The following is a 23,742-nucleotide window of genomic DNA, read 5'->3' as shown; positions in this document are numbered from 1 at the left end:
CCCCGCAGCGGCGCGGGCTCCTGCCGATCTGTTCGCCCGTACACCGCTCACTGCACCGGGCGGTGACACCCACCTTGAGGAGGGGCTGTGGAGTTCCGTGTCCTTGGACCGATCGACGTCCGCGAGCTGGGGCGTGACGTCACCCCCAGCGCACCCAAGCAGCGGCAGGTACTCGCCCTGCTCCTGGCGAAGGCCAACCACCGTGTGTCCGTACCGGCGTTGCTGAGCGAGGTGTGGGACGGCGAGCCGCCCCGCACCGCCACCACCGCCCTGCAGACGTACATAGGGGCGATACGCAAGGCGCTGGCCGCCGGTAGTGGCACCAGCGCCCGCGACATCGCCGACCACCGGCTGGTCACCGACGGCAACGGCTACGTGCTGCGCCTCGAACACCACGAATGGGACCGGCCGCGCTTCGAGCGGCTGGTCCTCGATGCCCGCCGCCTGCTGGAGGAGCGCGAGGCGCACACCGCGACCGACACCCTCGGCGAGGCGCTGGCCATGTGGCGCGGCACGCCCTTCTGCAACGTCCGGCACGGCAGCCAGCTCACCGTGCAGGCCCGGGTGCTGAACGAGGCGCACCTCGCGGCCTGCGAGGTGCGCATCGACGCGCTGCTGCTGTGCCGGCGCTTCCAGGAGGCGGTCGGGGAGGCCGTCGCCCTGGTCGGCGACCACCCGTACCACGAGAACGTGCACACCCAGCTGATGCGGGCGCTGTACGCCTCGGGCCGCCGGGCCACGGCGCTGGAGGTCTACCAGTCGCTGCACCGCCGGATGACCGACGACCTCGGCATCCCGCCGTCACCGTCGACCACGACCCTGCACCGCGTGATGCTCCAGGACAGCCCCGACCAGCGGTACCTCGCCGCCGCCGGCGCCGGGGCCCTGCTCTGAGCCGGAGGCACCCGACGGGTCGGCGGGTGGGCGGACGGGCGGGGGTCAGGTGGGCGGAGGGGCAGGTGGGCGGGCGGTCAGGTGAGCGGGTGTCGCCGGGCCCGCCTGCGGACGACCACGCCCCCTCAGGCGCCTGTGTCCTCGCCCGCCCACAGGCTCTCCACGGCCCGCGCCGGGCCGCCCGCCCCGCGTACCTGCTCCATGGCCACCTGGACGAAGGCCCGTAGCCGGGCCGTCTCGTGGCCGGTGGGCCAGACGAAGGCGTAGTCGATGGCCGGGGCGTCCGTGAACGGCTTGAAGACCAGGCCGGGACGGCTGTAGTAGTGCGCGCCCGCAGCCGCCACCGGTGTCACGCCCTTGCCCGCGAGAACGAGGGAGAGCGCGTCCTCCCAGTGCGTCATGGCCTGCCCGTGCGGGATGGGCCGCCCCGACGGCGTCTGCCGCGGGAAGTGGTGGTCCAGCCAGTGCGCCGGCACGTTCCCGGCGACCGTCAGCAGCGTCGCCTCCGCCAGGTCCTCCACGCTCACCGACTCACGGCGCGCGAACGGATGCGCGGACGCCATCAGCAGCACCCTCGGCTGCGACACCAGCACCGGACCCAGCGTCAGATCCGGCTCGGTCACCGGAGGTTCGGTGACCTGGAGCTCGATGTCACCGGCGCGCAGCGGACCGTAGGGGTCCGAGATCTGCACCTGCCGTATCTGCACGTCCACGCCCGGGTACCGGCGTCCGAACACCTCGGCGACGCTGTGCAGCAGATGGCCCGTGAACGCGCCGGAGAAGCCGATCCGCAGCATCCCGGTGATACCCCGGCCGGCCGCCATGGCCTTGGTGACGGCCTCCTCGATCCCCCGCCACGCGGGCGCGATGTCGTCCCTGAGCTGTTCTCCGATGGGGGTCGGCGTGACCTGGCGGCTGGTGCGGTCGAACAGCCTGGCGCCGATACGGCGTTCCAGCCGGGCGATGGTCTGGCTGACCCGGCTCTGCGAGACCCCCACGCGGTCGGCGGTCCGGCCGAAGTGCAGTTCCTCCGCGAGAGTCAGGAAAATCTCGATCTCCTGGCGTTCCATGACGGTTCTCCCGCACCCCCTCACTCCTGCGACCTCGAACGATGAGCCCAGCGAATCGATCGTTGCACAGATCGTCCTTGTTGCGCAGGCCCCCTGATTCGAAGCTGATCAGGCCCGTCAGATCGGCAGGTCAGATCGCCAGGAAGGACCGCTCATGGCCGTCACCGAATCCTCACCCCCCACCAGTTCCACACACGAAGTCGCCACACCACCCGGGCCCACCGCCGACGGCACCGCCTTCGGGGCCCGCGAGTGGCTGGTGCTGATCACCCTGTGCTGCGCCACCTTCATGTGCGGCCTGGACTTCTCCATCGTCACCGTCGCCCTGCCCGACATCGGCAACGCCCTCGGCTTCTCCTCGGCCGGCACCCTGCAGTGGGTGGCCACCGCCAGCCTGCTGCCCTCGGCCAGCCTGCTGCCCCTGTTCGCCCGGGTCGCCGACCTGATCGGCCGCAAGCGGCTGTTCACCCTCGGCGTCGTCGTGTTCACCCTGTTCTCGCTCGGCGCCGCCCTCGCGAACAGCCCCGGCGTACTGATCGCCACCCGCATCGGCCAGGGCACCGCCGCCGCGATGATCGCCCCGTCCGCCATCGCCCTGATGACCGGCTACTTCCAGGAGGGCCCCAAGCGCGCCCGCGCCCTGGGCCTCAACGGCGCGGTCATGTCGCTGGGCTTCGTACTCGGCGCGCTCGGCGGCGGCGTCATCACCAACGGCTTCAGCTGGCGCTGGACCATGGTCGCGCTGTGCGTGATCGGCGCGGTGGCACTGGCCGGCGCGCTGGCCCTGCCGACGATCCACGAGTCCCGTGCCGCCCGCCGGATGGACATCCCGGGCGCGATCCTGTCCACGCTCGGCCTGTTCGGCCTGGTCTACGGCATCTCCACCGGCGGTGACGAGGGCTGGACCCGCCCCGCCGCGCTCGGCCCGATCGTCGGCGGCCTGGTGCTGCTGGCCGCGTTCCTGCTGGTCGAGCGGCGCCACCCGGAGCCGCTGGTGCCGCTGTCCGTGCTGAACCGGCCGTCCGTGAAGTGGTCGGGGCTGTTCGGTGTGATCACCTTCGGCATGTGCGCCGGTACGACCGTGCTGCTGAGCCTGTACATGCAGGACGTGCTCGGCTTCACCGCCCTTCAGGCCGGTCTGAGCTACCTCGGCGAGGGCGCGGCGGCGATGCTCGGCGGCCTGTACGTCGCCCGGCTGCTCGGCCGGTTCGGCGGGGTGCGGGTGCTGGCCGCGGGCCTGCTCATCCAGGGCGTCGGCACGGTCGCGATGTTCTCCCTGCCCCAGGACGTGAACCTGGTCGCCCTGCTCGTCACCTCCTCGGTCATGGGACTCGGCCACGTCTTCAGCGTCGTCTCCTTCATCACCGTGATGACCACGGGCGTCACCGAGGAGGACCAGGGCGTCGTGGGCGGACTGTCGCAGCTGCCCCAGTACGTGGCCGCGATCGGTGTCTCGGGTCTGAGCGCGATCGCCGCCGCCCGCACCAACGCCCTCTCGTCGGGCGCCGTTCCGTCCCGCGCCGACATCCTGGGCGGGCTGCACGCGGGCATGGTCACGGCCGGTGTCGTCACCCTCGTCGGCGCGCTGCTCGTCGGCGCCCTGCTGCGCAAGCGGACCACGGTCTAGGCCGTCCCGTGTCCGGCACACGGCACCGCCCGCCGGAACCGTCCGCGCACCCGGCGCGACCGTCCGCCGCCATTCGGCGGACGGCCGCGCCGTCCCCGTGTCCGAGCCGCGCCGGGCGCCTTCGCCTCCTGCGAGGAGACCATCCGTGAACGACAGCCGACTGCGCAGGCCCTCCGCCGTGCGTACCCTGCGCGTGGGTGAGCTGAAGGTCAGCTATGTGCCCGACGGGGCGATGCTGCTGAAGCCGGCCGGCAGTCCGCCCGCGGCCGTCGACCGCCACCTGGGCAGGTACGGCGCCTACCTCAACGACACGCGCCGCCTCGTGGCGAACACCGGCGGCCTGCTCGTCGAGCACGGCACCCGGGCCCTGCTGATCGACGCCGGGTTCGGCCCGCGCGCGGTACCGGAGGACCCCGGACACCCCGACCGGGGCGCGGTGCACGGCGGCTCGCTGCCCGGCAATCTGGCCCTGCTCGGGCGGTCGCCCGAGGACATCGAGACGGTGGCCTTCACCCACCTCCACCCCGACCACACCGGCTGGGCCTGCGTCGACCCGCCCCTGTTCACCCGGGCCACCTTCGTGATCCCCAAGACCGAATGGGACCAGGACCACCGGGACCCCGCGCTGGAGGCCCTCGAACCCCGGACCAGGCTGGTGCTCGCCGGTGACGAGGTCTTCCCCGGTGTGCACGCCATGGCCCTGCCCGGCCACACCGCCGGGCACACCGGCTTCGTCATCACCTCCCACGGCGCCCGCCTGCTCGCCTTCGGCGACGCCCTGCTCTCCTCTCTGCAGATACAGCACCCCGAGTGGTCCGCGATCTCCGACACCGACCCCGTCCGGTCCGAGCGCCACCGGCGCCGCCTGATCGCCGAACTCCTGCGCCCGGACACCCTCGGTTTCGGCATCCACTTCGCCGACGTGGTCTTCGGCAGGGTGCGGCCGCACGGGGAGAGAGCGGCCTGGCATCCGCTGTGACGCGTAGGGGCGGGACACCTCGCGCCGGTTCCTCGGCCATCGGCCGCGTCGGCGTCATCACCGGCCACCCCGACACCCTCGGGCGCGTCCGCGTCGGCACCGACGGACGCGGTCTCCAGTACGGCGACCCGTCCTGACCCCACCGCCCGAGCGGGGCCGCGAGCACGACGGCCTGCGGCCCCGCCATGGCCGACCCGCGCCCCACCCGCTCCGCGACCCCGTGTCCTCCGCGTGCCCAGGCCGAGGCGAAGACCCGGAAAGCGTGTCGAGGGCGGGGCAAGGGCCGGTCGGCCCCTGTCGGGGACCTGTGGCCCCTGCCCCACGAGCTCGATCGGCACGAGGCTGGAATCGGGTCGTGCGATCCCGGTCCAGGAGGTGGAGACCATGTCCGGCGCCGTCGTCGTGGGTTTCCGCGGCTCGCCCGGGAACCGCGGAAACCCACGACGACGGCGCCGGACGGGGCGGTCATGGAGGCCAAATCGTGCGGCCTGCCGCTGAAGCGCCACACGCGGGTACACGTGCTCCGAGACGCGTTCGAACGCGGGGCCCTTCGCACACCACGACGAGCGGGCGCCCTCGGTTCGCGCCTCTTCCCGGAGCCCGACTCGCCTCGCCTCGCCTCGACGACCTACGGAGTCACCGTGCCCAAGATCAAACACCAGAACAGCACCAGCACCAGCACCGTACTGACCGACGAGGAACTGCGTACCCTGGACGCCCACTGGCGGGCCGCCAACTACCTGGCCGTGGGCCAGATCTACCTGCTGGCCAACCCGCTGCTCACCGAGCCCCTGACGCCCGAGCACATCAAGCCGCGGCTGCTCGGCCACTGGGGCACCTCGCCCGGTCTCAACCTCGTGTACACGCACCTCAACCGCGTGATCAAGGCGCGCGGTCTCGACGCGCTGTGCGTATGGGGGCCGGGTCACGGCGGGCCGGCCGTGCTCGCGGGCTCCTGGCTGGAGGGCAGCTACAGCGAGACCTACCCGGACGTCTCGCGCGACGAGGCGGGCATGGACCGGCTCTTCAGGCAGTTCTCGTTCCCCGGCGGCGTGCCCAGCCATGTCGCGCCGGAGACACCCGGCTCGATCCACGAGGGCGGCGAGCTCGGCTACTCGCTCGCGCACGCGTACGGTGCCGCCTTCGACAACCCGGACCTGCTGGTCGCCTGTGTGATCGGTGACGGCGAGGCGGAGACCGGGCCGCTCGCCGCGTCCTGGCACTCCAACAAGTTCCTCGACCCGGTGCACGACGGCGCGGTCCTGCCGATCCTGCACCTCAACGGCTACAAGATCGCCAACCCGACCGTGCTCTCCCGCCTCCCGGAGTCCGAACTCGACGAGCTGCTGCGCGGCTACGGCCACGAGCCGATCCACGTCACCAGCGACGACCCGTACCAGGTCCACCGCGCCATGGCCGACGCCTTCGACCAGGCACTGGACCGCATCGCCCTGGCGCAGCGCACGGCCCGCGAGGACGGTACGGCCGAGCGCGTGCGCTGGCCCATGATCGTGCTGCGTACGCCGAAGGGCTGGACGGGCCCCGCCGAGGTCGACGGAGTCCCGGTCGAGGGCACCTGGCGCGCCCACCAGGTCCCGCTGTCCGGCGTACGTGAAAACCCGGAGCACCTGCGGCAGTTGGAGACCTGGCTGCGCTCGTACCGGCCCGAGGAGCTGTTCGGCGCCGACGGGCGGCCCAGCGCCGACGTCCTCGCCTGTGTCCCCGACGGGACCCGCCGGCTCGGCACCACCCCGCACGCCAACGGCGGCCTGCTCGTACGTGACCTGCCGATGCCGTCCCTCGACCGCTTCGCCGTCCCCGTCGACAAGCCGGGCGCCACCCAGCACGAGCCCACCCGGATCCTCGGCGACCTCCTCGAACAGATCATGCGGAACACGTCGCAGCGGCGTGACTTCCGTCTGGTGGGCCCGGACGAGACCGCGTCTAACCGGCTCGGCGCCGTCTTCAACGCGAGCGGAAAGGCCTGGCAGGCCCAGACCCTCCAGGTGGACGAACACCTGGACCGGCACGGCCGGGTCATGGAGATCCTCTCCGAACACCTCTGCCAGGGCTGGCTGGAGGGCTATCTGCTCACCGGCAGGCACGGACTGTTCTCCTGCTACGAGGCGTTCGTGCACATCGTCGACTCGATGGTCAACCAGCACATCAAGTGGCTGAAGACATCGAGGGAGTTGGCGTGGCGGGCACCCATCGCCTCCCTCAACTACCTTCTGACGTCGCATGTCTGGCGTCAGGACCACAACGGCTTCTCGCACCAGGACCCCGGGTTCATCGACCACGTCCTCAGCAAGAGCCCCGAGGTCGTACGGGTCTATCTGCCGCCGGACGCCAACACCCTGCTGTCCGTGGCGGATCACGTCCTGCGCAGCCGTGACTACGTCAACGTGATCGTGGCGGGCAAGCAGCCCTGTTTCGACTGGCTGTCCATGGACGAGGCCCGCGCCCACTGCGCCCGCGGCGCCGGGATCTGGGACTGGGCGGGCAGCGAGAACGGCGGCGAGCCCGACGTGGTGCTGGCCTGCGCGGGAGACGTACCGACGCTGGAGATCCTGGCCGCGTCCGATCTGCTGCGGCGCCATCTGCCGGAACTCACCGTCCGCGTCGTCAACGTCGTCGACCTGGCCCGGCTGCTGCCGCGCGAGGAACACCCGCACGGAATGGGCGACTTCGAGTACGACGGCCTGTTCACCACCGACAAGCCGGTGATCTTCGCCTACCACGGCTACCCCTGGCTGATCCACCGCCTCTCCTACCGCCGCACGGGCCACGCCCACCTGCACGTCCGCGGCTACAAGGAGATGGGCACCACGACCACCCCGTTCGACATGGTCGTCCGCAACGACATGGACCGCTACCGGCTGGTCATGGACGTCATCGACCGCGTCCCCGGCCTCGGCGTCCGCGCCGCCGCCGTACGCCAGCTGATGGCCGACGCACGCACCCGCCACCACGCCTGGATCCGCGAGCACGGCATCGACCTGCCCGAGGTCACGGACTGGACCTGGACCGGCTGAACTCACATATCCCGCAAGGGAGTTCATCTCCATGGCCGTACGTGTCGGCATCAACGGCTTCGCCCGTCGGCCGACACGTCGGCCGGGATCAGGGCCGAAGGGCCCCTCGGAAGGGCCCGCCCGGCCTCTGTCCCCGGTGCTCGTCCCGGTACCAGGCTCGGTGGCAGAAGAGCGACCCATGGGCAGCAACGCTGGAGGTACGCCTCATGCTTCGACACGTCACCGCGGGGATCGACGGTTCTCCCGAAAGCCTGGCAGCCGCGCACTGGGCGGCCCGGGAAGCCGTACGCCGGAGCGCCGCGCTGTGCCTGGTGCACGCCTGGGAGTGGCATCCGCGTCCGGCCCCGTCAGTGCCCGCGGACATGTCCGAACGGGCCCTGGCCGAAGACCTGCCGGAACGGGCCGCGGACAGTGTGCGCGCCGCGCACCCGGATCTGCGGGTCATCGGCCAAGCGCTCGCCGACTCGCCGGTCTCAGCCCTCCTCAAGGCGGCCGGGCAGGCCGAGCTGCTGGTCCTGGGCTCCCGTGGACTCGGCGGCGTCGCGGGGTTCCTGATGGGGTCGGTGTCGCAACGGGTCGTCGCCAGGGCACCCCGTCCCGTGGTGCTGGTGCGGGCAGGCGCGAGCACCACGGACGAGCACTTCTCCGCACCGGACGGCATCTCCCCGGACGAGATACCCGGGATCCCCTACCGCGATGTCGTACTCGGCCTCGACACCGGCCGGCCCTGCGACGAACTGATCGAGTTCGCCTTCGACGCCGCCGGCCGCCGGGGCTCCTCACTGCGCGTGATCCACACCTTCAGCCGCCCGCCGGACTTCGCGGCGGCGGACAGGATCGTCCCGGTGAGCGGCCCGGAGCTGCGCGCGGAGCGGGAGCACATCATGGCCGCCGCGCTGCACCCCTGGTGCGAGAAGTTCCCCGAGGTCACCGTCACCGGGACCGTCACCGAAGGACGCGCGGCCGACGAGCTGATCAGCGCCTCGGCCGGCGCGGCCCTCCTCGTGGTGGGACGCCGGATCCGCGAATCCCGACTCGGCACCCACCTCGGCCCCGTCACACATGCCGCACTGCATCACGCACCCTGCCCCGTCGCCGTCGTCCCGCACGCCTGATCGAGCCCGGAGGAGCTGCCGGGGCCCGGCGGCCCCCCTCTGACGCATGTCCCCTGCCCGGACACCGAATCGCGTCCCCTCAAGGAGGGCTCCACATGCTCCGCAACGTCACGGTCGGCCTGGACGGCTCACCCGAGAGCCTCGCCGCCGTCGACTGGGCCGCCCGCGAGGCGCAGCTCCGCGACACGCCCCTGCGCCTCGTGCACGCATGGCACCGGCAGCCCCACACGTACGCGGCACTGGCGGGCACCGTCTTACCGTCGCCCGGGAAAGGACCGCACCGCGACTGGGCCGAACGTCTGCCGCGCGAGACCTCGGCCCGGCTCACCGAACGCCATCCCGGTCTGCGCGTCAGCGCCGAACAGAGCACGGAGCGGCCCGTCACAGCCCTGCTGGCCGCCTCCCGGGACGCCGATCTCCTGGTGCTCGGATCCCGGGGCCGGAGCGGGGTGACCGGGTTTCTGGCCGGCTCCGTCGCGCTGTCCGTCGTGGCCCGGAGCGAACGGCCGGTCGTCCTCGTCCTGGCCGGTGAAGACGCGGGGACCGATCGACTGACGGGCGATGTCGTGCTCGGCCTCGACCTCGGCCTGGAGGACTCCGACGGAGCCGTGATCGGGTTCGCGTTCCAGGCGGCTTCCCGCCGTGCGGCGAACCTGCGCGTCGTCCACGGCTGGAAGCCACCGTCCTCCTCCGGCTACGGCGCCGCCTTCGACATCGAGCCCAACGCGGAACTGGGCGCACAGGTGCGGCGCAAGCTGGGCGACGCACTCCGGCCGTGGCGGACGAAATTCCCCGGCGTCGAGGTGAACGAGCAGGCCCTGATCGGCACGGCGGGCTCCCATCTGGTGAACGCCTCCCGGAACGCCGCGCTCGTCGTCGTCGGCCGGCACAACCGTCGTACGCGGACCGGGAGTCACATCGGACCGGTGACGCAGGCGGTCCTGCAGCACGTCGTCGCCCCGGTCGCGGTGATCCCGCACTCTTGACCACGCCCACACCCACGCCCACACCCACACCCGCGCCCACACCCGCGTCCGCGTCCGAACCGGCGGCGGCCCGGCTTCAGCAGGCTGTGCGGTGGCGGTCGGCAGGCCCGAGCGCCGCTTCGGCGAAGCGATGTCCGCGGACCCGGGTGCGGGCCGACGGGGCTGTTCAGTTGAGGCCGTGGCCGTGGCGGTGGTCCGCCGCGACGGCGGGGAACCGGCCCGGCAGCAAGTGGCCGGAGTCGCCGTCGCAGGGGGTGAACAGCACCCACAGCCCCGAACGGAGGCGGGCGGCGACGGAGCGCTCGGGGAGGCCGAGCATTCGGGAGACGGTCGCGCAGGAGCGGTCTCCGACGAGGTGGAGCGCGAGCTCGACGCGGTCGAGCGGGGAGGAGGCGTCGTCGGGACAGCGGTCCCTGGTGACGGGCAGGTGTGCGCGAGCGGCCCGTGGCGGGGGCGGCGCGGGGAGAGCAGGGGGGTATTCGCCCAGGCCGAGGACCGCGGGAGGTTCGACGGGGTCGGTGAGGACCTCGGCCAGGGCCGCGTCGACAACACCGGGGGCGTCCGTCATGAGGGTGGACAGGGCGTGGATGGCCATCAGGTGACGGTCGCACCAGGCGACGACCGAGCGCCGACGGGCGAGGAGCACTTCGACCTGGTGGTGGTGTTGCTGAGGTGACGTGTCGGTGGTCCGGGTCCTGCCCGGTGTCGTCACCACGGCCGGCTCCGTGCACCGGTCCCGGGGCCCGGATGCGTCGGCCGGAGCTTCCCGGGAGGTCCCGTACGCGGCACCGGATCGTGGCCGGGTTCGCCTGCCCCGGTGATCAGGGCCCGGCCGTCGACCAGGACCACCCATGCCTCGACGGCATCCGAGCGGCGCCTGAGCGGACTGCGCCGCCACCGCCACCACCTCAGCTTCGTGCCCATGGCCGACCCCGCTTTCCGAACACGGCAGCACGGGTGCCCCTCAGCGACGGTCGTACACACGACACACCGGAGCAGGGCCATCGGCCCGGACAAGAGACCGATCGGCCCCGTTCGGCCGCCGGTGGAGGCTGACCGAGTGCCGCTCCGGCCGACGAACGTCCGCGCTGCGGGCCCCGGTTCGGCACTCCACCCAAGGTGAGAGGTCTCACGACGGCTCCCCTGTCCGCGCCGACGCGCTCCGGCGGCCCCGGACGCCGCCCGGCACATGTACCCCGGTCGGCTCGGGAGTCGAGGACCAACGGCCCCTGCCGTGGGAGCCGGTCCCTGGTGATCCTTGCGGGGACGGCGTGGTCGGGCCACCACGGCCACGGGACACGGGACGCGACCGTCCGACGGCACTTTTGAGGAGCCGAGGAAAGCATGCCTACGACGCCCCGCCCTGCGAAGCCGGAGACCCGGACAGCCAAGTCCTCGGCAGACAGGCCGCCGACGGGCAACCGAGCGGACAACCCGCAGGATGCCATCGGCTCGCCCCTGCCCACCGGCCCCGCCACGAACACACAGGCCCAGGCGCCGCCGTCGGCCGACCGGCGGTGGCTGATGCTGGCGCTCGCCACGGCCGGGTTCGCAGTGAACTTCTGGGCCTGGGCGCTGCTGAGCCCGCTCGGCCCACGGTTCAAGGACGGCCTGCAACTGAGCTCGTTCCAGCAGGCGTTGCTGGTCGCCGTGCCGGTGGTGGTGGGCTCGTTGGGCCGCATACCGGTGGGTGCGCTGACCGACCGGTTCGGCGGCCGGGTGATGTTCCCGCTGGTCTCCGCCGCCACCATCGTCCCCGTCCTGTACCTGGGGCTGGCCGGACACTCCTCCCTGAACCAGCTGCTGGTGGGCGGGTTCTTCCTCGGTATCGGCGGCACCGCGTTCGCGGTGGGGGTGCCGTTCGTCAGCGCCTGGTTCCCGCCCGAGCGCCGGGGGCTCGCGATCGGTGTCTTCGGTGCCGGGATGGGCGGCACCGCCATCAGCGCCCTGACCACGGTGAACCTGGTCAAGTCGCACGGCCTGGCCACCCCGTTCGTGGCGACCGCGATCGTGCTGGCCTGCTACGCGACGCTGGCGGCGTTCCTGCTGCGCGACGCTCCGGGCAGGGCTGTGCCGGCCGGGACCATGACGGGCCGGCTCGCCGCCACCGTCAGGCTCGGTGTCACCTGGCAGGCATCCGCGCTGTACGCGGTCGCGTTCGGCGGATACGTCGCCTTCTCCGTCTATCTGCCCACCTACCTCAAGTCCGGGTACGGCCTCGCACAGGCCGACGCGGCCAACCGGATGGCCGGGTTCGTACTGCTGGCGGTGGTGATGCGGCCGGTCGGCGGCTGGCTGTCCGACCGGCTGCGCCCCACCCCCGTGCTGGCCGTGGCGCTCGCCGTGGTCGCGCTGAGCGCGGCCGTCCAGGCCTTCGCCCCGCCGCTGGCCCCGGTGGGCACCATCGCCTTCCTGACCATCGCCGCCGCCCTGGGCGCGGGGAGCGGCGCCACCTTCGCCCTCGTCGCCCTGCTCGCCCCGGCAGGCAAGGTCGGGGCCGTCACCGGCGTGGTCGGCGCGGCCGGCGGCCTCGGCGGCTTCGTCCCGCCGCTGCTGATGGGTTCCCTCTACGGCGCTTACGGCGACTACGCGCTCGGGCTGGCCCTGCTCGCCCTGATCGCCGCCACCGCCCTGGCGTTCACCGCGACCACCGTCCGCAAGGCCGTCGCCCGCGGCACCAGCACCGGCACCGGCACCGGCACCGGCACCAGCCATGTGTGAGTACTGCGGCTGCCAGGCGCTACCGGCGATAGCCGAACTGACCCGCGAACACGACCTCGTCGTCAACCTCATCGGGGACATCCGCACCGCGCACCGCGAGTCCGACGTACCGCGGATGGCACGGATCGCGCGCCGGATCTCCGCCGTTCTCGTGCCGCACACGGCGGTGGAGGAGCAGGGGCTCTTCCCGCCGCTGGCGGAGGAGTTCCCCGAACGTATCGCGGCGCTTGAGGCCGAACACCGGCACATCGAGGCGATCCTCGGCGAGGCCGCCGCCGGTGTCCCGGCCGACCCCGGCTGGCCCCTGCGGCTCCTGGACGCCCTGGCTCTGCTGCGCGACCACATCCTCAAGGAGCAGGACGGGGTGTTCCCCGCCGCGCTCGCCGAGCTCAGCACGGAGGCCTGGGAGGCGATCGACGCGGTCCGCGCCCGCGTCTTTGGCCTTCGGCCGGATCGTCCTCAGGCGGACACAGCACGTACAGGAAGGCAGCACAATGAATCCGCGAGCTGACAAACAACCACGCCAACCAGCAGGCCTGGACGGCGAGTTGGCGGACGCGCTCATCCGCACTCGCCGGTTCTTCACCAAGGCCGAGGTCTCCGCCGACCACCGCACCCTGTTCAAGATCGGTGGCCGCAAGGCCGACGACTTCTACCGGGACCGCTGGAGCCACGACAAGGTGGTCCGCTCCACCCACGGAGTGAACTGCACCGGCTCCTGCTCATGGAAGGTGTACGTCAAGGACGGGATCATCACCTGGGAGTCCCAGCAGACCGACTACCCCACTGTCGGCCCGGACAGCCCGGAGTACGAGCCGCGCGGCTGCCCGCGCGGCGCCGCGTTCTCCTGGTACACCTACTCGCCCACCCGGGTCCGCTACCCCTATGTGCGCGGGGTGCTCCTGGAGATGTACCGGGAGGCCAGGACCCGCCTCGGTGACCCGGTGCTGGCGTGGGCGGACGTCGTCTCCGACCCGGAGCGCTCCCGGCGCTACAAGTCGGCGCGCGGCAAGGGCGGTCTGGTAAGGGCGAGTTGGGACGAGGCGAGCGAGATGATCGCCGCCGCCCATGTGCACACCATCAAGGAGTACGGCCCCGACCGGCTGGCCGGGTTCTCGCCGATACCGGCGATGTCGATGGTCTCCCACGCCGCAGGGGCTCGCTTCTACTCGCTGCTCGGCGGCGTGATGCTGTCCTTCTACGACTGGTACGCCGACCTGCCGGTCGCCTCCCCGCAGGTCTTCGGCGACCAGACCGACGTACCGGAGTCGGGGGACTGGTGGGACGCCGGCTATCTGATCATGTGGGGCTCGAACCTGCCGGTGACCCGCACCCCGGACGCGCACTGGATGGCGGAGGCACGCTACCGCGGCCAGAAGGTCATCGCGGTCGCCCCGGACTACGCCGACAACGTCAAGTTCGCCGACGAGTGGCTGCCCGCCGCACCCGGCACCGACGGGGCACTCGCGATGTCCATGGGACACGTGATCCTCAAGGAGTTCTTCGTCGACCGCCAGGTCGGCTACTTCACCGACTACGTCAAGCGCTACACCGACCTGCCCTTCCTCGTCACCCTCGAACAGCGCGGTACCGGGGACGACTTGACGTACGCCCCGGGAAAGTTCCTGACCGCCGCCGACCTGGGCGGCACCGCGGCCGAGGCGGAGAACGCCGAGTTCAGGACCGTCCTCCTCGACGCCGCCACCGGCGAGCCCGTAGTCCCGAACGGTTCGCTCGGCCACCGCTACGGCGAGTCCGGCGCCGGAAAATGGAACCTCGACCTCGGCGACACCGACCCCCTGCTGACCGCAGCCGGAGGTGACGGCGGCGAGGACGCCGTCACAGTCGAGCTGACCCGGTTCGACACCCCGGACGGGACCGCCGGGCAGCTGCGACGCGGCGTCCCGGTCCGCCGGATCGCCGGGCAGTTGGTGACCACCGTCTTCGACCTCCTCCTCGCCCAGTACGGCGTCGTCCGCGACGGTCTGCCGGGTGTCTGGCCGACCGGCTACGACGACGCGGACCAGCCCTACACCCCGGCCTGGCAGGCGGCCATCACCGGCGTTGCCGGGGAGACGGCGGCCCGCATCGCGCGCGAGTTCGCCACCAACGCCGAGGAGTCCAAGGGCCGCTCCATGATCATCATGGGTGCGGGGACCAACCACTGGTTCCACTCCGACACCATCTACCGTTCCTTCCTCACCCTGACGACGCTGACCGGCTGCCAGGGCGTCAACGGCGGTGGCTGGGCCCACTACGTGGGGCAGGAGAAGGTCCGGCCCATCACCGGCTACTCGGCCATCGCGACGGCCGCCGACTGGCACCGGCCCGCCCGGCAGATGATCCAGACGGCCTACTGGTACCTGCACAGCGACCAGTTCCGCTACGACCCCTTCAGCGCCGACACCCTCGCCGCAGCGGGCGCGGGCGGCACGTTCGCGGGCAAGACCACCGCCGATGTCATCGCCGCCTCGGCCCGGATGGGCTGGATGCCCTCCTACCCGACCTTCGACCGCAACCCGCTCACCCTCGCGACGGACGCCGAAGCCGCCGGACAGCAGGTGCCGGAGTACGTGGTCGACCAACTCAAGTCCGGGCAGCTGAAGTTCACGGGCGAGGACCCCGACGCGCCGGAGAACTTCCCCCGGGTGCTGACCATTTGGCGGGCCAACCTGCTGGGCTCCTCCGCCAAGGGCAACGAGTACTTCCTCAAGCACCTGCTCGGCACCGACTCCGCCGTACGCGCCACCGAGGCACCGCCCGGCGCCCGGCCACGCGATGTGGTCTGGCGGGACGAGGCGCCGGTGGGCAAGCTCGACCTGCTGCTCACCCTGGACTTCCGGATGACCAGCACCACCGTCTACTCCGACATCGTGCTGCCCGCCGCTACCTGGTACGAGAAGCACGACCTCAACACCACGGACATGCACCCGTTCGTGAACTCCTTCAACCCGGCCATCCCGCCGCCCTGGCAGACCCGCACCGACTGGGACGCCTTCAACACCATCGCGGCGGCGTTCAGCCGTCTCGCCGAAGGGCGGCTGGGCACCGAAAAGGACGTGGTGGCAGCGCCGTTGCTGCACGACACCCCCGACGCGATGGCCACCCCACACGGCCGCGTACGCGACTGGAAGGCCGGCGAGTGCGAGCCGGTGCCAGGACGGACCATGCCCAAGCTGGTGGTGATCGAGCGCGACTACCCGGCCGTAGCCGACCGGATGACCGCCCTCGGCCCGCTCCTCGACACCCTGGGCGCCACCACCAAGGGCGTCACCTTCGACGTACGGCAGGAGCTGGAGTACCTGCGCCACAAGAACGGCACCGTACGCGGCGGTCCTGCCGACGGCCGCCCGTCGATCGCCCGGGACGTACAGGTCTGCGAGGCGATCCTGGCCCTGTCCGGAACCACCAACGGGCACCTGGCCACCCAGGGTTTCCGCACCCTGGAGGCCCGTACCGGCGTCAAGCTGGCCGACCTGGCCGCCGAGGCCGAGGGCAAGCGGGTCACCTTCGCCGACACCCAGGCGGGACCCGTCCCGGTCATCACCTCGCCCGAGTGGTCGGGGACGGAGTCCGGCGGGCGCCGCTACTCACCCTTCACCATCAACGTCGAACGCCTCAAGCCCTGGCACACCCTGACAGGCCGTCAGCACTTCTTCATCGACCACGACTGGATGGCGGAACTCGGCGAGTGGCTGCCCGTCTACCGGCCGCCGCTGAACATGCACGCCCTCTTCGGCGAGCCCGAGGTGGGCGACCAGGGCGAACTCGGCATCACGGTGCGGTACTTGACCCCGCACAACAAGTGGTCCATCCACTCCGAGTACCAGGACAACCTGTTCATGCTCTCGCTCTCCCGGGGCGGCCCGACCATCTGGATGAGCAAGGAGGACGCGGCCAAGATCGGCGTGCACGACAACGACTGGATCGAGGCGGTCAACCGCAACGGCGTCGTCGCCGCCCGCGCGGTCGTCTCCCACCGCATGCCGGAAGGCACCGTCTACATGCACCACGCGCAGGACCGGCTCATCGACGTCCCCCGCACCGAGACCAACGGGCGGCGCGGCGGCGTCCACAACTCGCTGACCCGGCTCCTGGTGAAGCCGAGCCATCTCATCGGCGGCTACGCCCAGTTGACGTACGCCTTCAACTACCTGGGCCCGACCGGCAACCAGCGCGACGAGGTCACCGTCATCCGCCGCCGCACCGACCAGGAGGTGACGTACTGATGGCCCCGACAGCCGCCACGCCTCCGACCGCACCGCCCGGCCGCCGGGTCATGGCCCAGATGGCGATGGTGATGAACCTCGACAAGTGCATCGGCTGCCATACCTGCTCGGTCACCTGCAAACAGGCGTGGACCAACCGCCCCGGCGTCGAGTACGTGTGGTTCAACAACGTCGAGACCCGCCCCGGCCAGGGCTATCCGCGCCGCTACGAGGACCAGGAGAAGTGGCGCGGCGGCTGGGACCTCAACAAGCGCGGCAACCTGAAGCTGAAGGGCGGCGGCCGGTTCAAGAAGCTCATCAACATCTTCTCCAACCCCACGCTGCCCTCGCTCGACGACTACTACCAGCCGTGGACGTACGACTACGAGACGCTGACCAACGCGCCGCTCCAGGAACACACCCCGGTCGCCCGCCCCAAGTCGCTGATCACCGGCAAGGACATGAAGATCACCTGGTCGGCCAACTGGGACGACAACCTGGGCGGTTCGGCCGACCACGGCGACAAGGACGTCCTCCTCGCGGGGATCGCCGAGAAGGTCAAGTTCGAGTTCGAGCAGACCTTCATGTTCTATCTGCCGCGCATCTGCGAGCACTGCCTCAATCCGTCCTGCGTCGCCTCCTGCCCCTCCGGCGCGATCTACAAGCGTTCCGAGGACGGCATCGTCCTGGTCGACCAGGACCGCTGCCGGGGCTGGCGGATGTGCGTCTCCGGCTGCCCGTACAAGAAGATCTACTTCAACCACCGCACCGGCAAGGCCGAGAAGTGCACCTTCTGCTTCCCGCGCATCGAGGTCGGCCAGCCGACCGTCTGCGCCGAGACCTGCGTAGGCCGGCTCCGCTACATCGGCCTGGTCCTCTACGACCCCGACCAGGTACTCGAAGCCGCGTCCACCCCCGACGACACCGACCTCTACGAGGCTCAGCGGAAGGTCTTCCTCGACCCCGACGACCCGCAGGTGGCCGCCGACGCGGAGCGCTCCGGCATCCCACGGGACTGGATCGAGGCCGCCCGGCGCTCCCCGGTCCACGCCCTGATCAACACGTACAAGGTCGCCCTGCCACTGCACCCGGAGTACCGCACCCTGCCGATGGTCTGGTACATCCCGCCGCTGTCCCCGGTGGTGGACGTGATCCGCGACACCGGCTACGACGCCGAGGACCGGGGCAATCTCTTCGCCGCGATCGACGCCCTGCGCATCCCCGTCGACTACCTCGCGCAACTCTTCACCGCCGGTGACCCGGCCCCCGTGGACGCCGTACTGCGACGGCTGGCCGCCATGCGCAGCTACATGCGCGACATCAACCTCGGCCGCGAACCCGACGCGACCATCCCCGCCGCCGTGGGGATGACCGAGGAGCAGATGTACGACATGTTCCGCCTCCTGGCGCTGGCCAAGTACGAGGACAGGTACGTCATCCCGCCCGCCCACGCCGAACAGGCCCACAGCCTGGAGGAGTTGGCCACCGAGTGCAGCCTCGACTTCGAGGACGGCCCCGGCATGGGCGGCTCGGGTCCGTTCGGTGAGGCGTCCGGCGACGCTCCGACCCCGATCGCCGTGGAGAACTTCCACCTGCTGCGCGACCGCCAGACCGCCGACGCCGTGGACACTCCTGCCGATTCCCCGGCCGCCCCCGGCGACAAGTCCACCCGGCTCAACCTCCTCAACTGGGACGGCAACGGCCGCCCCCAGGGCCTGTTCCCCCACTCCCCCGGAGACGACGAGAGCGAGCCGCGTCCATGACTCCCACCGGCAAACGCAGCCCCGCTGCCCGAAACGCCGCCGCCTGGCAGGTCCAGTCGCTGCTCCTCGGCTATCCCGACGCACAACTGCTCGAACAGACGCTGCTCGTACGGGTGGTCACCGACACGCTGCCCGACCGGGTCGCCGAGCCGCTGCGCCGATTCCTCGGGCACCTCGACCGGACGCCCGCCACGGAACTGGCGGCGGACTACGTCGCCACCTTCGACCACCGCAAACGCAACTGCCTCTTCCTGACCTACTACGCCCACGGCGACACCCGCAATCGCGGGGCCGCGCTGCTGCGCCTCAAGCAGACCTACGCCGCGGCCGGGCTGCGCCTGACCGACGACGAACTGCCCGACCACCTCTGCGTCGTCCTGGAGTTCGCCGCCACCGGCGACCCCGAAGCAGGCCGCCGCCTCCTCACCGAGCACCGGGCAGGACTGGAGCTGCTGCGCCTGGCACTGCGCGACTCACGCTCCGCGTGGGCCGATGTCCTGGACTCCGTATCGGCGACCCTGCCCCCGCTGGCCGGCGACGAGCGCGAGGCCGTCGCCAAGCTCGCCGCCCAGGGACCCCCCGAGGAACAGGTGGGCCTGGCGCCGTTCGCACCACCCGCCGGCAGGGAGTTCGGGAGCATGCCCGCCCCGGCTCCGGCGGGAGGCCGGTCATGACCCCCGACACGCACCCGCTCGACATCATCCTGTGGGTCGTCCTGCCGTACCTCGCGCTGGCCCTGTTCGTCGTCGGCCATGTCTGGCGCTACCGCTACGACAAGTTCGGCTGGACCACCCGGTCCAGCCAGCTGTACGAGAGCAGACTGCTGCGCATCGGCAGCCCGCTGTTCCACTTCGGGGTCCTGGCGGTCGTACTCGGCCATGTGGGCGGCCTGGTGATCCCGAAGGACTGGACCGGAGCCATCGGCGTCAGCGAGCACGCCTACCACCTCATGGCCACCACGCTGGGGACGGTTGCCGGGGTCAGCACCCTGGCCGGGCTCGCGATCCTCGTCTACCGGCGGCGTACGGTCGGATCGGTGTTCAGCGCCACCACCCGCAACGACAAGCTCATGTACGTCATGCTCACCCTGACCCTGGCGCTCGGTCTCTCCGCCACCGTGATCAGCAACATCCTGGGCGGGGGATACGACTACCGCAGCACCATCTCGCCCTGGTTCCGGTCGGTCTTCTACCTGCAACCCGACCCCGCGCTGATGGCCGGCGCTCCCGTGCTGTTCCGGCTGCACGCGCTCAGCGCCCTGCTGCTGTTCGGCGTCTGGCCGTTCACCCGGCTGGTGCACATGCTCACCGCACCGCTCGGCTACCTCACCCGCCCCTACATCGTCTATCGCAGCCGGGACGCGCAGCTGGGCTCCCGCACGCCCCGGCGCGGATGGGAACGCACCTGATGAACACCCACCACAACAGTCCCGCCCGGCCGCCCGGGACACACCTGTCGGCCGGTGAGGTCAGCAACCTGCCGGCCATGGGAGAGGAGTTGCTCGCCGATGCCAGGTCCGGGAACTCCGGGAACTCCGGGAACTCCGGGAACTCCGGGAACTCCGGGAACTCCGGAAGCTCCGGGCGAACGGCACGAACCGTCGTCGCGCTTCCGGGACTCCGCGTCACCCTGATCGCGCTCGCGGCGGGTTCCGAACTCGCCGAGCACGAGGCCCCGGACGCCGCCACCCTCACCTGCCTGACCGGCCGGGTGACACTCCGCGCCAACGACCGCGCATGGCCCCTCGGCCAGGGCGACATCGTCGCCATTCCCGACCAGCGGCACAGCCTGACCGCCGAGACCGACGCGGCGGTACTCCTCACCGTCCGGCTGGCATGAACACCGGCGGAGAAACCCCGTGCGCCTCGCGCCGTCCTCTCCCCCGAGCGTCGTGGTGTCGGACGTGAGCCGGCCAGCCGTGTGAGGACGTGCACGCGCCCGTGTGACGCAAGGCGGCGCGTCGGCCAACTGGCTTTCACAACAGATGAGTTGCCGTGTCACAGCCGTGCCACAGCGGTGTCCTGAAGGGAGGACATGTGTGACCTGGGGGCTCTGCGGGACCTCATAGTGATCACAGAGCGGGAAACGGTGAGAACGCCGCCAGCTCCCTGCTGATCCCGCCCCCGGAAGGAACCTCCCTTGAAGAACCGCCACCTGCGCAAGGCCATCCTCACCAGCGCCGCGATCACCGTCGGACTGCTGATGACGGCATGCCAGAACGGCACCGCCGACAGCTCGTCCGACAAGAGCTCGGCGAGTCCGGTGGCGACCACGGACAACGCGTCGGACTCCAAGGACTCCAGCCCCGGCACCGACTCCAGCTCAAGCCCCGGCACCGAACCCGACTCCGACTCCGACTCCAGCCCCGGCACCGAGGATGACTCCGACTCCCGCGAGACCGTCGTCGAGGGCATCAACGAGGGCAAGGGCGTCAACGGAACCTGGTTCGGCACCGTCTCCTACGTGGCGCCGAGCAAGTACAGCGTCTCCGACTCGAAGGGCACCGAGCAGCAGTTCTTCGTCGCCGAGGACACCAAGATCATTGGCTACGACGACATCTGCGACGCCGTGAACACCGGCCCGGGCGGCGAGGGCGGCGTCGAGTGCACCGAGGACCAGCTGGAGGCGGCTGCCAAGAAGGGCCTCTCCGCCCAGGTCGAGATCAGCAACGGCATCGCGACCACGATCACCGACGACAACTGAGCCGCGGGCCGGGCTCGGTCGCGTCTGACGACGTGACCGAGTCCGGCCGCCAGGAGCGGTGACATGACCGATACGACTGTCCCTGACCGGCTGCGGCCGGTCAGGGACAGTCGTATGTGAGGTGGCTGATGACCGTGCGGTCGACGGGGGAGATGACGCGCAGTTCGGCCCGGGCCGCGTAGTGGCCCTTGCCCTGGAAGGTCCACAGCAGGTGCAGACGGGCCTGTCTCTGGCCCCGGACCACCACTTCCCGCAGGACGCCGGAGGCGGTGCCGTCGCTCCTGGTCCAGCGGTACGAGAGTGTGCCCGGGCGGCCGTTCGTGGCGACGAGGGCGACGATGTCCGCGGTGCCGTCGCACCCCAGAACCGTCGGCCGGGCCGTGACCTCCACCGTGCGCACCGCGACGGACGGCCCGAGACGCTGCCAGGCGAGGAACGCGATGACGGAGATCAGCACCAGCGCGGGCAGGGCATGTCTGCGCAGCCGTCGGCGCGAGGGTGCGGCAGGAGGCGGCAGGGCGGGCAGCGTCCGGTGGGTACGGTGCGCGACGGCGGCGGTCACCCCCGGGCCGAAACGCAGCACGGTGCCTTCGGTGCGATCAGGCAGCGTCGGCGGCGTTGCCGACGTAGGCGTCGACGTAGTCGTCGGCGGCGGCAGGACCTGCGTGGAGAGCGGCTCGACGAGGGTGTCGTCCCGCTCGGGCCGCTGGATCCAGTGGCTGGCCAGCACGGTGGCGCTGTACTCGGCGTCGGCGGAGCCGGGTTCGTCGCGCGGGGCGTCCTCGTCGGAGGGGCCGAGCACCTGGGTGGGCTCGCGGTCCTCGGCGGAGGCGGAAGCCGGGACGGTGCGGTCGTTCTGAGCGGTCATCGGATATCACACTGCCTGGTCAGAAGCTGCTGCGAGCCGCCGCCGTCGGCGGAGGCCGGAGTCGTCGTGGCTTCCACCGCCCAGTAGCAGCCCTTGTTCTGGAAGGTGTGGTCGACGGTGAGGGTGTACTGGGTGGCACCGCTGCGCTCGAAGGTCTGGGACGCGCCGTCCGGAGTACCGAGCGCTGCCCGGGTGCCGAGCCCCGCCGCGGCGTCGCTCGTGGACCACGAGACGGTGATGGAGAACGGCCCGGTGCCGTCCGTGGTGATGTCGATGGTCGCCGCGCCGGTCGTGGAACCCGTCTGCCGGAAGCCCGTCACCGCGACGTCCTTGACAGCGGGAGCAGTCGGAGCGGTGGGGGAAGCCGTCGTCGGCGTCGGCTCAGCGGTCGCCCCGCCGGGCGTCGTCGTCTCCTCGGCCGGAGCCGCGGTGGTGGACGCCGAGGGCTCGCCGGTACCGGCGGTCGCCGCGCCCGAGGACGACAAGGTGGGCGAGGGTGAGGTGGACGTCGGGAGCGGGGAGGTGGAGGGCGACTCGGACGGGGAGGAACTGGGCGACGCCGGCAGCAGGCTGGGCTCTCCCGACTCTCCCGGCCCCACGGCGGGCTGGGCGCTGCTGGTGGCCAGGGCCTGTGCCGCCTCCTGCGGAGCCGCTCCCGGGCCGCGCTGGATGCCGTACGACAGAAGGACGCCCAGGAGCACGGCCGCACCGGACACGAGCAGCCCCGGCCGGCCGGGGAGCCACTGCGCCCAGCCGTGGCCCGGTGCCTGGCTCAGGACGGTGCGCGCGGTGTCCGTGGTGGTCCTCGGGGCGCTGCGGGCCGAGGGCAGCAGCAGCGGCAGCAGTGCCACCAGCGCGGCGAGCCTGCCTCGGCCGCATTCCTCCCAGTCGGGCCCGTAGGCGGCGCCGGCGATCGCCTCCAGTTCCGCGACGAACGCCTCGGCGTTCGTGGGGCGCTGTGCCGGGTCCTTGGCGAGACCGAGCCGCACCAACTCCCGAACCGCCTCAGGGACTTCGTCGGCGGGGACGGGCGCTTCGACGTGCTGCAGGGCCAGTTCGGCGAGGTTGTCACCGGAGTACGGCCGGTGGCTCGTCAGGCACTCGAAGAACGTGGCCGTGGCCGCGTACACGTCGGCGGCGGGAGAGGCGGGGGCGCCGGTCCACTGCTCCGGGGCCATGTAGGAGGGGGTCCCCGCCGCGCCGGCGCTGGTGCCGGCGTCCACCGCGATCCCGAAGTCGACGAGCCTGGACGATCCGTCCGGCACGACCAGGACGTTCGCCGGCTTGTAGTCGCGATGGACGACGCCGACGCGGTGCGCGTCGGCCAGCCCGAGCAACGATCCCTTGAGGATCACGAGCGCGGCCTCGGGGTCGAGCGGGCCCTGACCGTTCAACAGGGTCCGCAACGTGACACCGTCCACCAGCTCCATCACGATCGCGGCGCCGTCCGGGCTCTCGACGTACTCGTACAGCTCGGCGACGTACGGGCTCTCCAGTCCGCCGAGCAGTCGTGCCTCCGCCCTGAAATCGTGCACGAAGCCCGGCCTGGTGCGCAGTGACTCGCTGAGGTACTTGACCGCGACCGGTACGCCGGTCTCCTCGTGCACGGCCAGTACGACCCGCCCGCTCGCCCCGGCCCCGAGTTCCAGTGACTCGTTGTATCCGGGCACTGCCCAAGTGTTCATTTCCATCCCCTCAGGGCGGCCGTCCGGGCGGATTCCGCCCCTCCGGAGCATCGGGCCACGCGTTGGGAGACACATTTTCGGCCACCGC

The 23,742-nt window shown here is 71.4% G+C and carries 19 protein-coding genes; 15 read left to right on the top strand and 4 right to left on the bottom strand.

What is annotated here, in order from left to right:
- The first annotated feature begins 87 nt into the window (after positions 1 to 87).
- Positions 88 to 894, top strand: a complete 807-nt coding sequence (locus G3I71_RS03085; protein ID WP_164312293.1) for an AfsR/SARP family transcriptional regulator — start codon at positions 88 to 90, stop codon at positions 892 to 894.
- Between the two features lie 125 nt (positions 895 to 1,019).
- Here the strand turns inward: G3I71_RS03085 and G3I71_RS03080 are convergent, their stop codons facing one another.
- Positions 1,020 to 1,964 carry a LysR family transcriptional regulator gene (locus G3I71_RS03080; RefSeq protein ID WP_203729145.1) on the bottom strand — a complete coding sequence of 315 codons (945 nt, stop codon included), beginning with the start codon at positions 1,962 to 1,964 and terminating at the stop codon, positions 1,020 to 1,022.
- Positions 1,965 to 2,118: 154 nt separating this feature from the next.
- On the opposite strand from G3I71_RS03080, the gene G3I71_RS03075 reads away from it, so the two are divergent.
- The 6 genes from G3I71_RS03075 to G3I71_RS03050 all read left to right on the top strand — a co-directional run bounded on the left by G3I71_RS03075 (position 2,119) and on the right by G3I71_RS03050 (position 9,706).
- Positions 2,119 to 3,591, top strand: a complete 1,473-nt coding sequence (locus G3I71_RS03075) for an MFS transporter (protein ID WP_164312292.1) — start codon at positions 2,119 to 2,121, stop codon at positions 3,589 to 3,591.
- Positions 3,592 to 3,736: 145 nt separating this feature from the next.
- Positions 3,737 to 4,570 (top strand): MBL fold metallo-hydrolase, encoded by an 834-nt coding sequence (locus tag G3I71_RS03070; RefSeq protein ID WP_343242827.1) that lies wholly within the window; start codon positions 3,737 to 3,739, stop codon positions 4,568 to 4,570.
- Positions 4,567 to 4,707: a hypothetical protein gene (locus G3I71_RS03065; protein ID WP_164312291.1), complete on the top strand. Its 141-nt coding sequence runs from the start codon at positions 4,567 to 4,569 to the stop codon at positions 4,705 to 4,707. Before G3I71_RS03070 ends, G3I71_RS03065 begins: the two co-directional genes overlap by 4 nt.
- A 504-nt stretch (positions 4,708 to 5,211) precedes the next feature.
- Positions 5,212 to 7,605: a phosphoketolase family protein gene (locus tag G3I71_RS03060; RefSeq protein ID WP_164312290.1), complete on the top strand. Its 2,394-nt coding sequence runs from the start codon at positions 5,212 to 5,214 to the stop codon at positions 7,603 to 7,605.
- Positions 7,606 to 7,811: 206 nt separating this feature from the next.
- Positions 7,812 to 8,720: a universal stress protein gene (locus tag G3I71_RS03055; protein ID WP_164312289.1), complete on the top strand. Its 909-nt coding sequence runs from the start codon at positions 7,812 to 7,814 to the stop codon at positions 8,718 to 8,720.
- A 95-nt stretch (positions 8,721 to 8,815) separates the two neighbouring features.
- The gene (locus G3I71_RS03050) at positions 8,816 to 9,706 is read left to right on the top strand and encodes a universal stress protein (RefSeq protein WP_164312288.1); all 891 of its coding nucleotides are present in this window, start codon (positions 8,816 to 8,818) and stop codon (positions 9,704 to 9,706) included.
- A 166-nt stretch (positions 9,707 to 9,872) separates the two neighbouring features.
- On the opposite strand, the gene G3I71_RS03045 is transcribed toward G3I71_RS03050, so the two are convergent.
- Positions 9,873 to 10,421: a hypothetical protein gene (locus tag G3I71_RS03045; RefSeq protein ID WP_164312287.1), complete on the bottom strand. Its 549-nt coding sequence runs from the start codon at positions 10,419 to 10,421 to the stop codon at positions 9,873 to 9,875.
- An 809-nt stretch (positions 10,422 to 11,230) separates the two neighbouring features.
- On the opposite strand from G3I71_RS03045, the gene G3I71_RS03040 reads away from it, so the two are divergent.
- The 8 genes from G3I71_RS03040 to G3I71_RS03005 all read left to right on the top strand — a co-directional run bounded on the left by G3I71_RS03040 (position 11,231) and on the right by G3I71_RS03005 (position 21,101).
- Positions 11,231 to 12,427: an MFS transporter gene (locus tag G3I71_RS03040; RefSeq protein ID WP_164312399.1), complete on the top strand. Its 1,197-nt coding sequence runs from the start codon at positions 11,231 to 11,233 to the stop codon at positions 12,425 to 12,427.
- Positions 12,420 to 12,938 carry a hemerythrin domain-containing protein gene (locus G3I71_RS03035; RefSeq protein WP_164312286.1) on the top strand — a complete coding sequence of 173 codons (519 nt, stop codon included), beginning with the start codon at positions 12,420 to 12,422 and terminating at the stop codon, positions 12,936 to 12,938. The genes G3I71_RS03040 and G3I71_RS03035 overlap by 8 nt, the downstream gene beginning before the upstream one ends.
- Positions 12,922 to 16,656 carry a nitrate reductase subunit alpha gene (locus G3I71_RS03030; RefSeq protein ID WP_164312285.1) on the top strand — a complete coding sequence of 1,245 codons (3,735 nt, stop codon included), beginning with the start codon at positions 12,922 to 12,924 and terminating at the stop codon, positions 16,654 to 16,656. Before G3I71_RS03035 ends, G3I71_RS03030 begins: the two co-directional genes overlap by 17 nt.
- The gene (narH, locus tag G3I71_RS03025) at positions 16,656 to 18,398 is read left to right on the top strand and encodes a nitrate reductase subunit beta (RefSeq protein WP_239148823.1); all 1,743 of its coding nucleotides are present in this window, start codon (positions 16,656 to 16,658) and stop codon (positions 18,396 to 18,398) included. Before G3I71_RS03030 ends, narH begins: the two co-directional genes overlap by 1 nt.
- Positions 18,395 to 19,072, top strand: coding sequence for a nitrate reductase molybdenum cofactor assembly chaperone (narJ, locus tag G3I71_RS03020; RefSeq protein WP_164312284.1), 678 nt, complete (start codon positions 18,395 to 18,397; stop codon positions 19,070 to 19,072). The genes narH and narJ overlap by 4 nt, the downstream gene beginning before the upstream one ends.
- Positions 19,069 to 19,806: a respiratory nitrate reductase subunit gamma gene (narI, locus tag G3I71_RS03015; protein ID WP_164312283.1), complete on the top strand. Its 738-nt coding sequence runs from the start codon at positions 19,069 to 19,071 to the stop codon at positions 19,804 to 19,806. Before narJ ends, narI begins: the two co-directional genes overlap by 4 nt.
- Positions 19,806 to 20,237, top strand: a complete 432-nt coding sequence (locus G3I71_RS50160) for a cupin domain-containing protein (RefSeq protein WP_203729141.1) — start codon at positions 19,806 to 19,808, stop codon at positions 20,235 to 20,237. The genes narI and G3I71_RS50160 overlap by 1 nt, the downstream gene beginning before the upstream one ends.
- Positions 20,238 to 20,537: 300 nt before the next feature.
- Positions 20,538 to 21,101: a hypothetical protein gene (locus G3I71_RS03005; protein WP_164312282.1), complete on the top strand. Its 564-nt coding sequence runs from the start codon at positions 20,538 to 20,540 to the stop codon at positions 21,099 to 21,101.
- A gap of 100 nt (positions 21,102 to 21,201) precedes the next feature.
- On the opposite strand, the gene G3I71_RS03000 is transcribed toward G3I71_RS03005, so the two are convergent.
- Positions 21,202 to 21,969 carry a hypothetical protein gene (locus G3I71_RS03000; protein WP_164312281.1) on the bottom strand — a complete coding sequence of 256 codons (768 nt, stop codon included), beginning with the start codon at positions 21,967 to 21,969 and terminating at the stop codon, positions 21,202 to 21,204.
- Positions 21,966 to 23,654, bottom strand: coding sequence for a serine/threonine protein kinase (locus G3I71_RS02995; RefSeq protein WP_164312280.1), 1,689 nt, complete (start codon positions 23,652 to 23,654; stop codon positions 21,966 to 21,968). The genes G3I71_RS03000 and G3I71_RS02995 overlap by 4 nt, the downstream gene beginning before the upstream one ends.
- Positions 23,655 to 23,742 lie beyond the last annotated feature (88 nt).

It is taken from the genome of Streptomyces sp. SID12501, from assembly GCF_010550245.1.
Classification (GTDB): Bacteria; Actinomycetota; Actinomycetes; order Streptomycetales; family Streptomycetaceae; genus Streptomyces.
This window is presented reverse-complemented; position numbering and strand designations above follow the sequence as displayed.

Excerpts from the sequence above, each read along its gene's own strand:
- G3I71_RS03080 (WP_203729145.1), bottom strand. The coding sequence starts at position 1,964 with ATGGAACGCCAGGAGATCGAGATTTTCCTGACTCTCGCGGAGGAACTG.
- G3I71_RS02995 (WP_164312280.1), bottom strand. The coding sequence starts at position 23,654 with ATGAACACTTGGGCAGTGCCCGGATACAACGAGTCACTGGAACTCGGG.
- narH (WP_239148823.1), top strand. The coding sequence starts at position 16,656 with ATGGCCCCGACAGCCGCCACGCCTCCGACCGCACCGCCCGGCCGCCGG.
- narJ (WP_164312284.1), top strand. The coding sequence starts at position 18,395 with ATGACTCCCACCGGCAAACGCAGCCCCGCTGCCCGAAACGCCGCCGCC.
- G3I71_RS03055 (WP_164312289.1), top strand. The coding sequence starts at position 7,812 with ATGCTTCGACACGTCACCGCGGGGATCGACGGTTCTCCCGAAAGCCTG.
- G3I71_RS03035 (WP_164312286.1), top strand. The coding sequence starts at position 12,420 with ATGTGTGAGTACTGCGGCTGCCAGGCGCTACCGGCGATAGCCGAACTG.
- G3I71_RS03050 (WP_164312288.1), top strand. The coding sequence starts at position 8,816 with ATGCTCCGCAACGTCACGGTCGGCCTGGACGGCTCACCCGAGAGCCTC.
- G3I71_RS03075 (WP_164312292.1), top strand. The coding sequence starts at position 2,119 with ATGGCCGTCACCGAATCCTCACCCCCCACCAGTTCCACACACGAAGTC.
- narI (WP_164312283.1), top strand. The coding sequence starts at position 19,069 with ATGACCCCCGACACGCACCCGCTCGACATCATCCTGTGGGTCGTCCTG.
- G3I71_RS50160 (WP_203729141.1), top strand. The coding sequence starts at position 19,806 with ATGAACACCCACCACAACAGTCCCGCCCGGCCGCCCGGGACACACCTG.
- G3I71_RS03030 (WP_164312285.1), top strand. The coding sequence starts at position 12,922 with ATGAATCCGCGAGCTGACAAACAACCACGCCAACCAGCAGGCCTGGAC.
- G3I71_RS03040 (WP_164312399.1), top strand. The coding sequence starts at position 11,231 with ATGCTGGCGCTCGCCACGGCCGGGTTCGCAGTGAACTTCTGGGCCTGG.
- G3I71_RS03000 (WP_164312281.1), bottom strand. The coding sequence starts at position 21,969 with ATGACCGCTCAGAACGACCGCACCGTCCCGGCTTCCGCCTCCGCCGAG.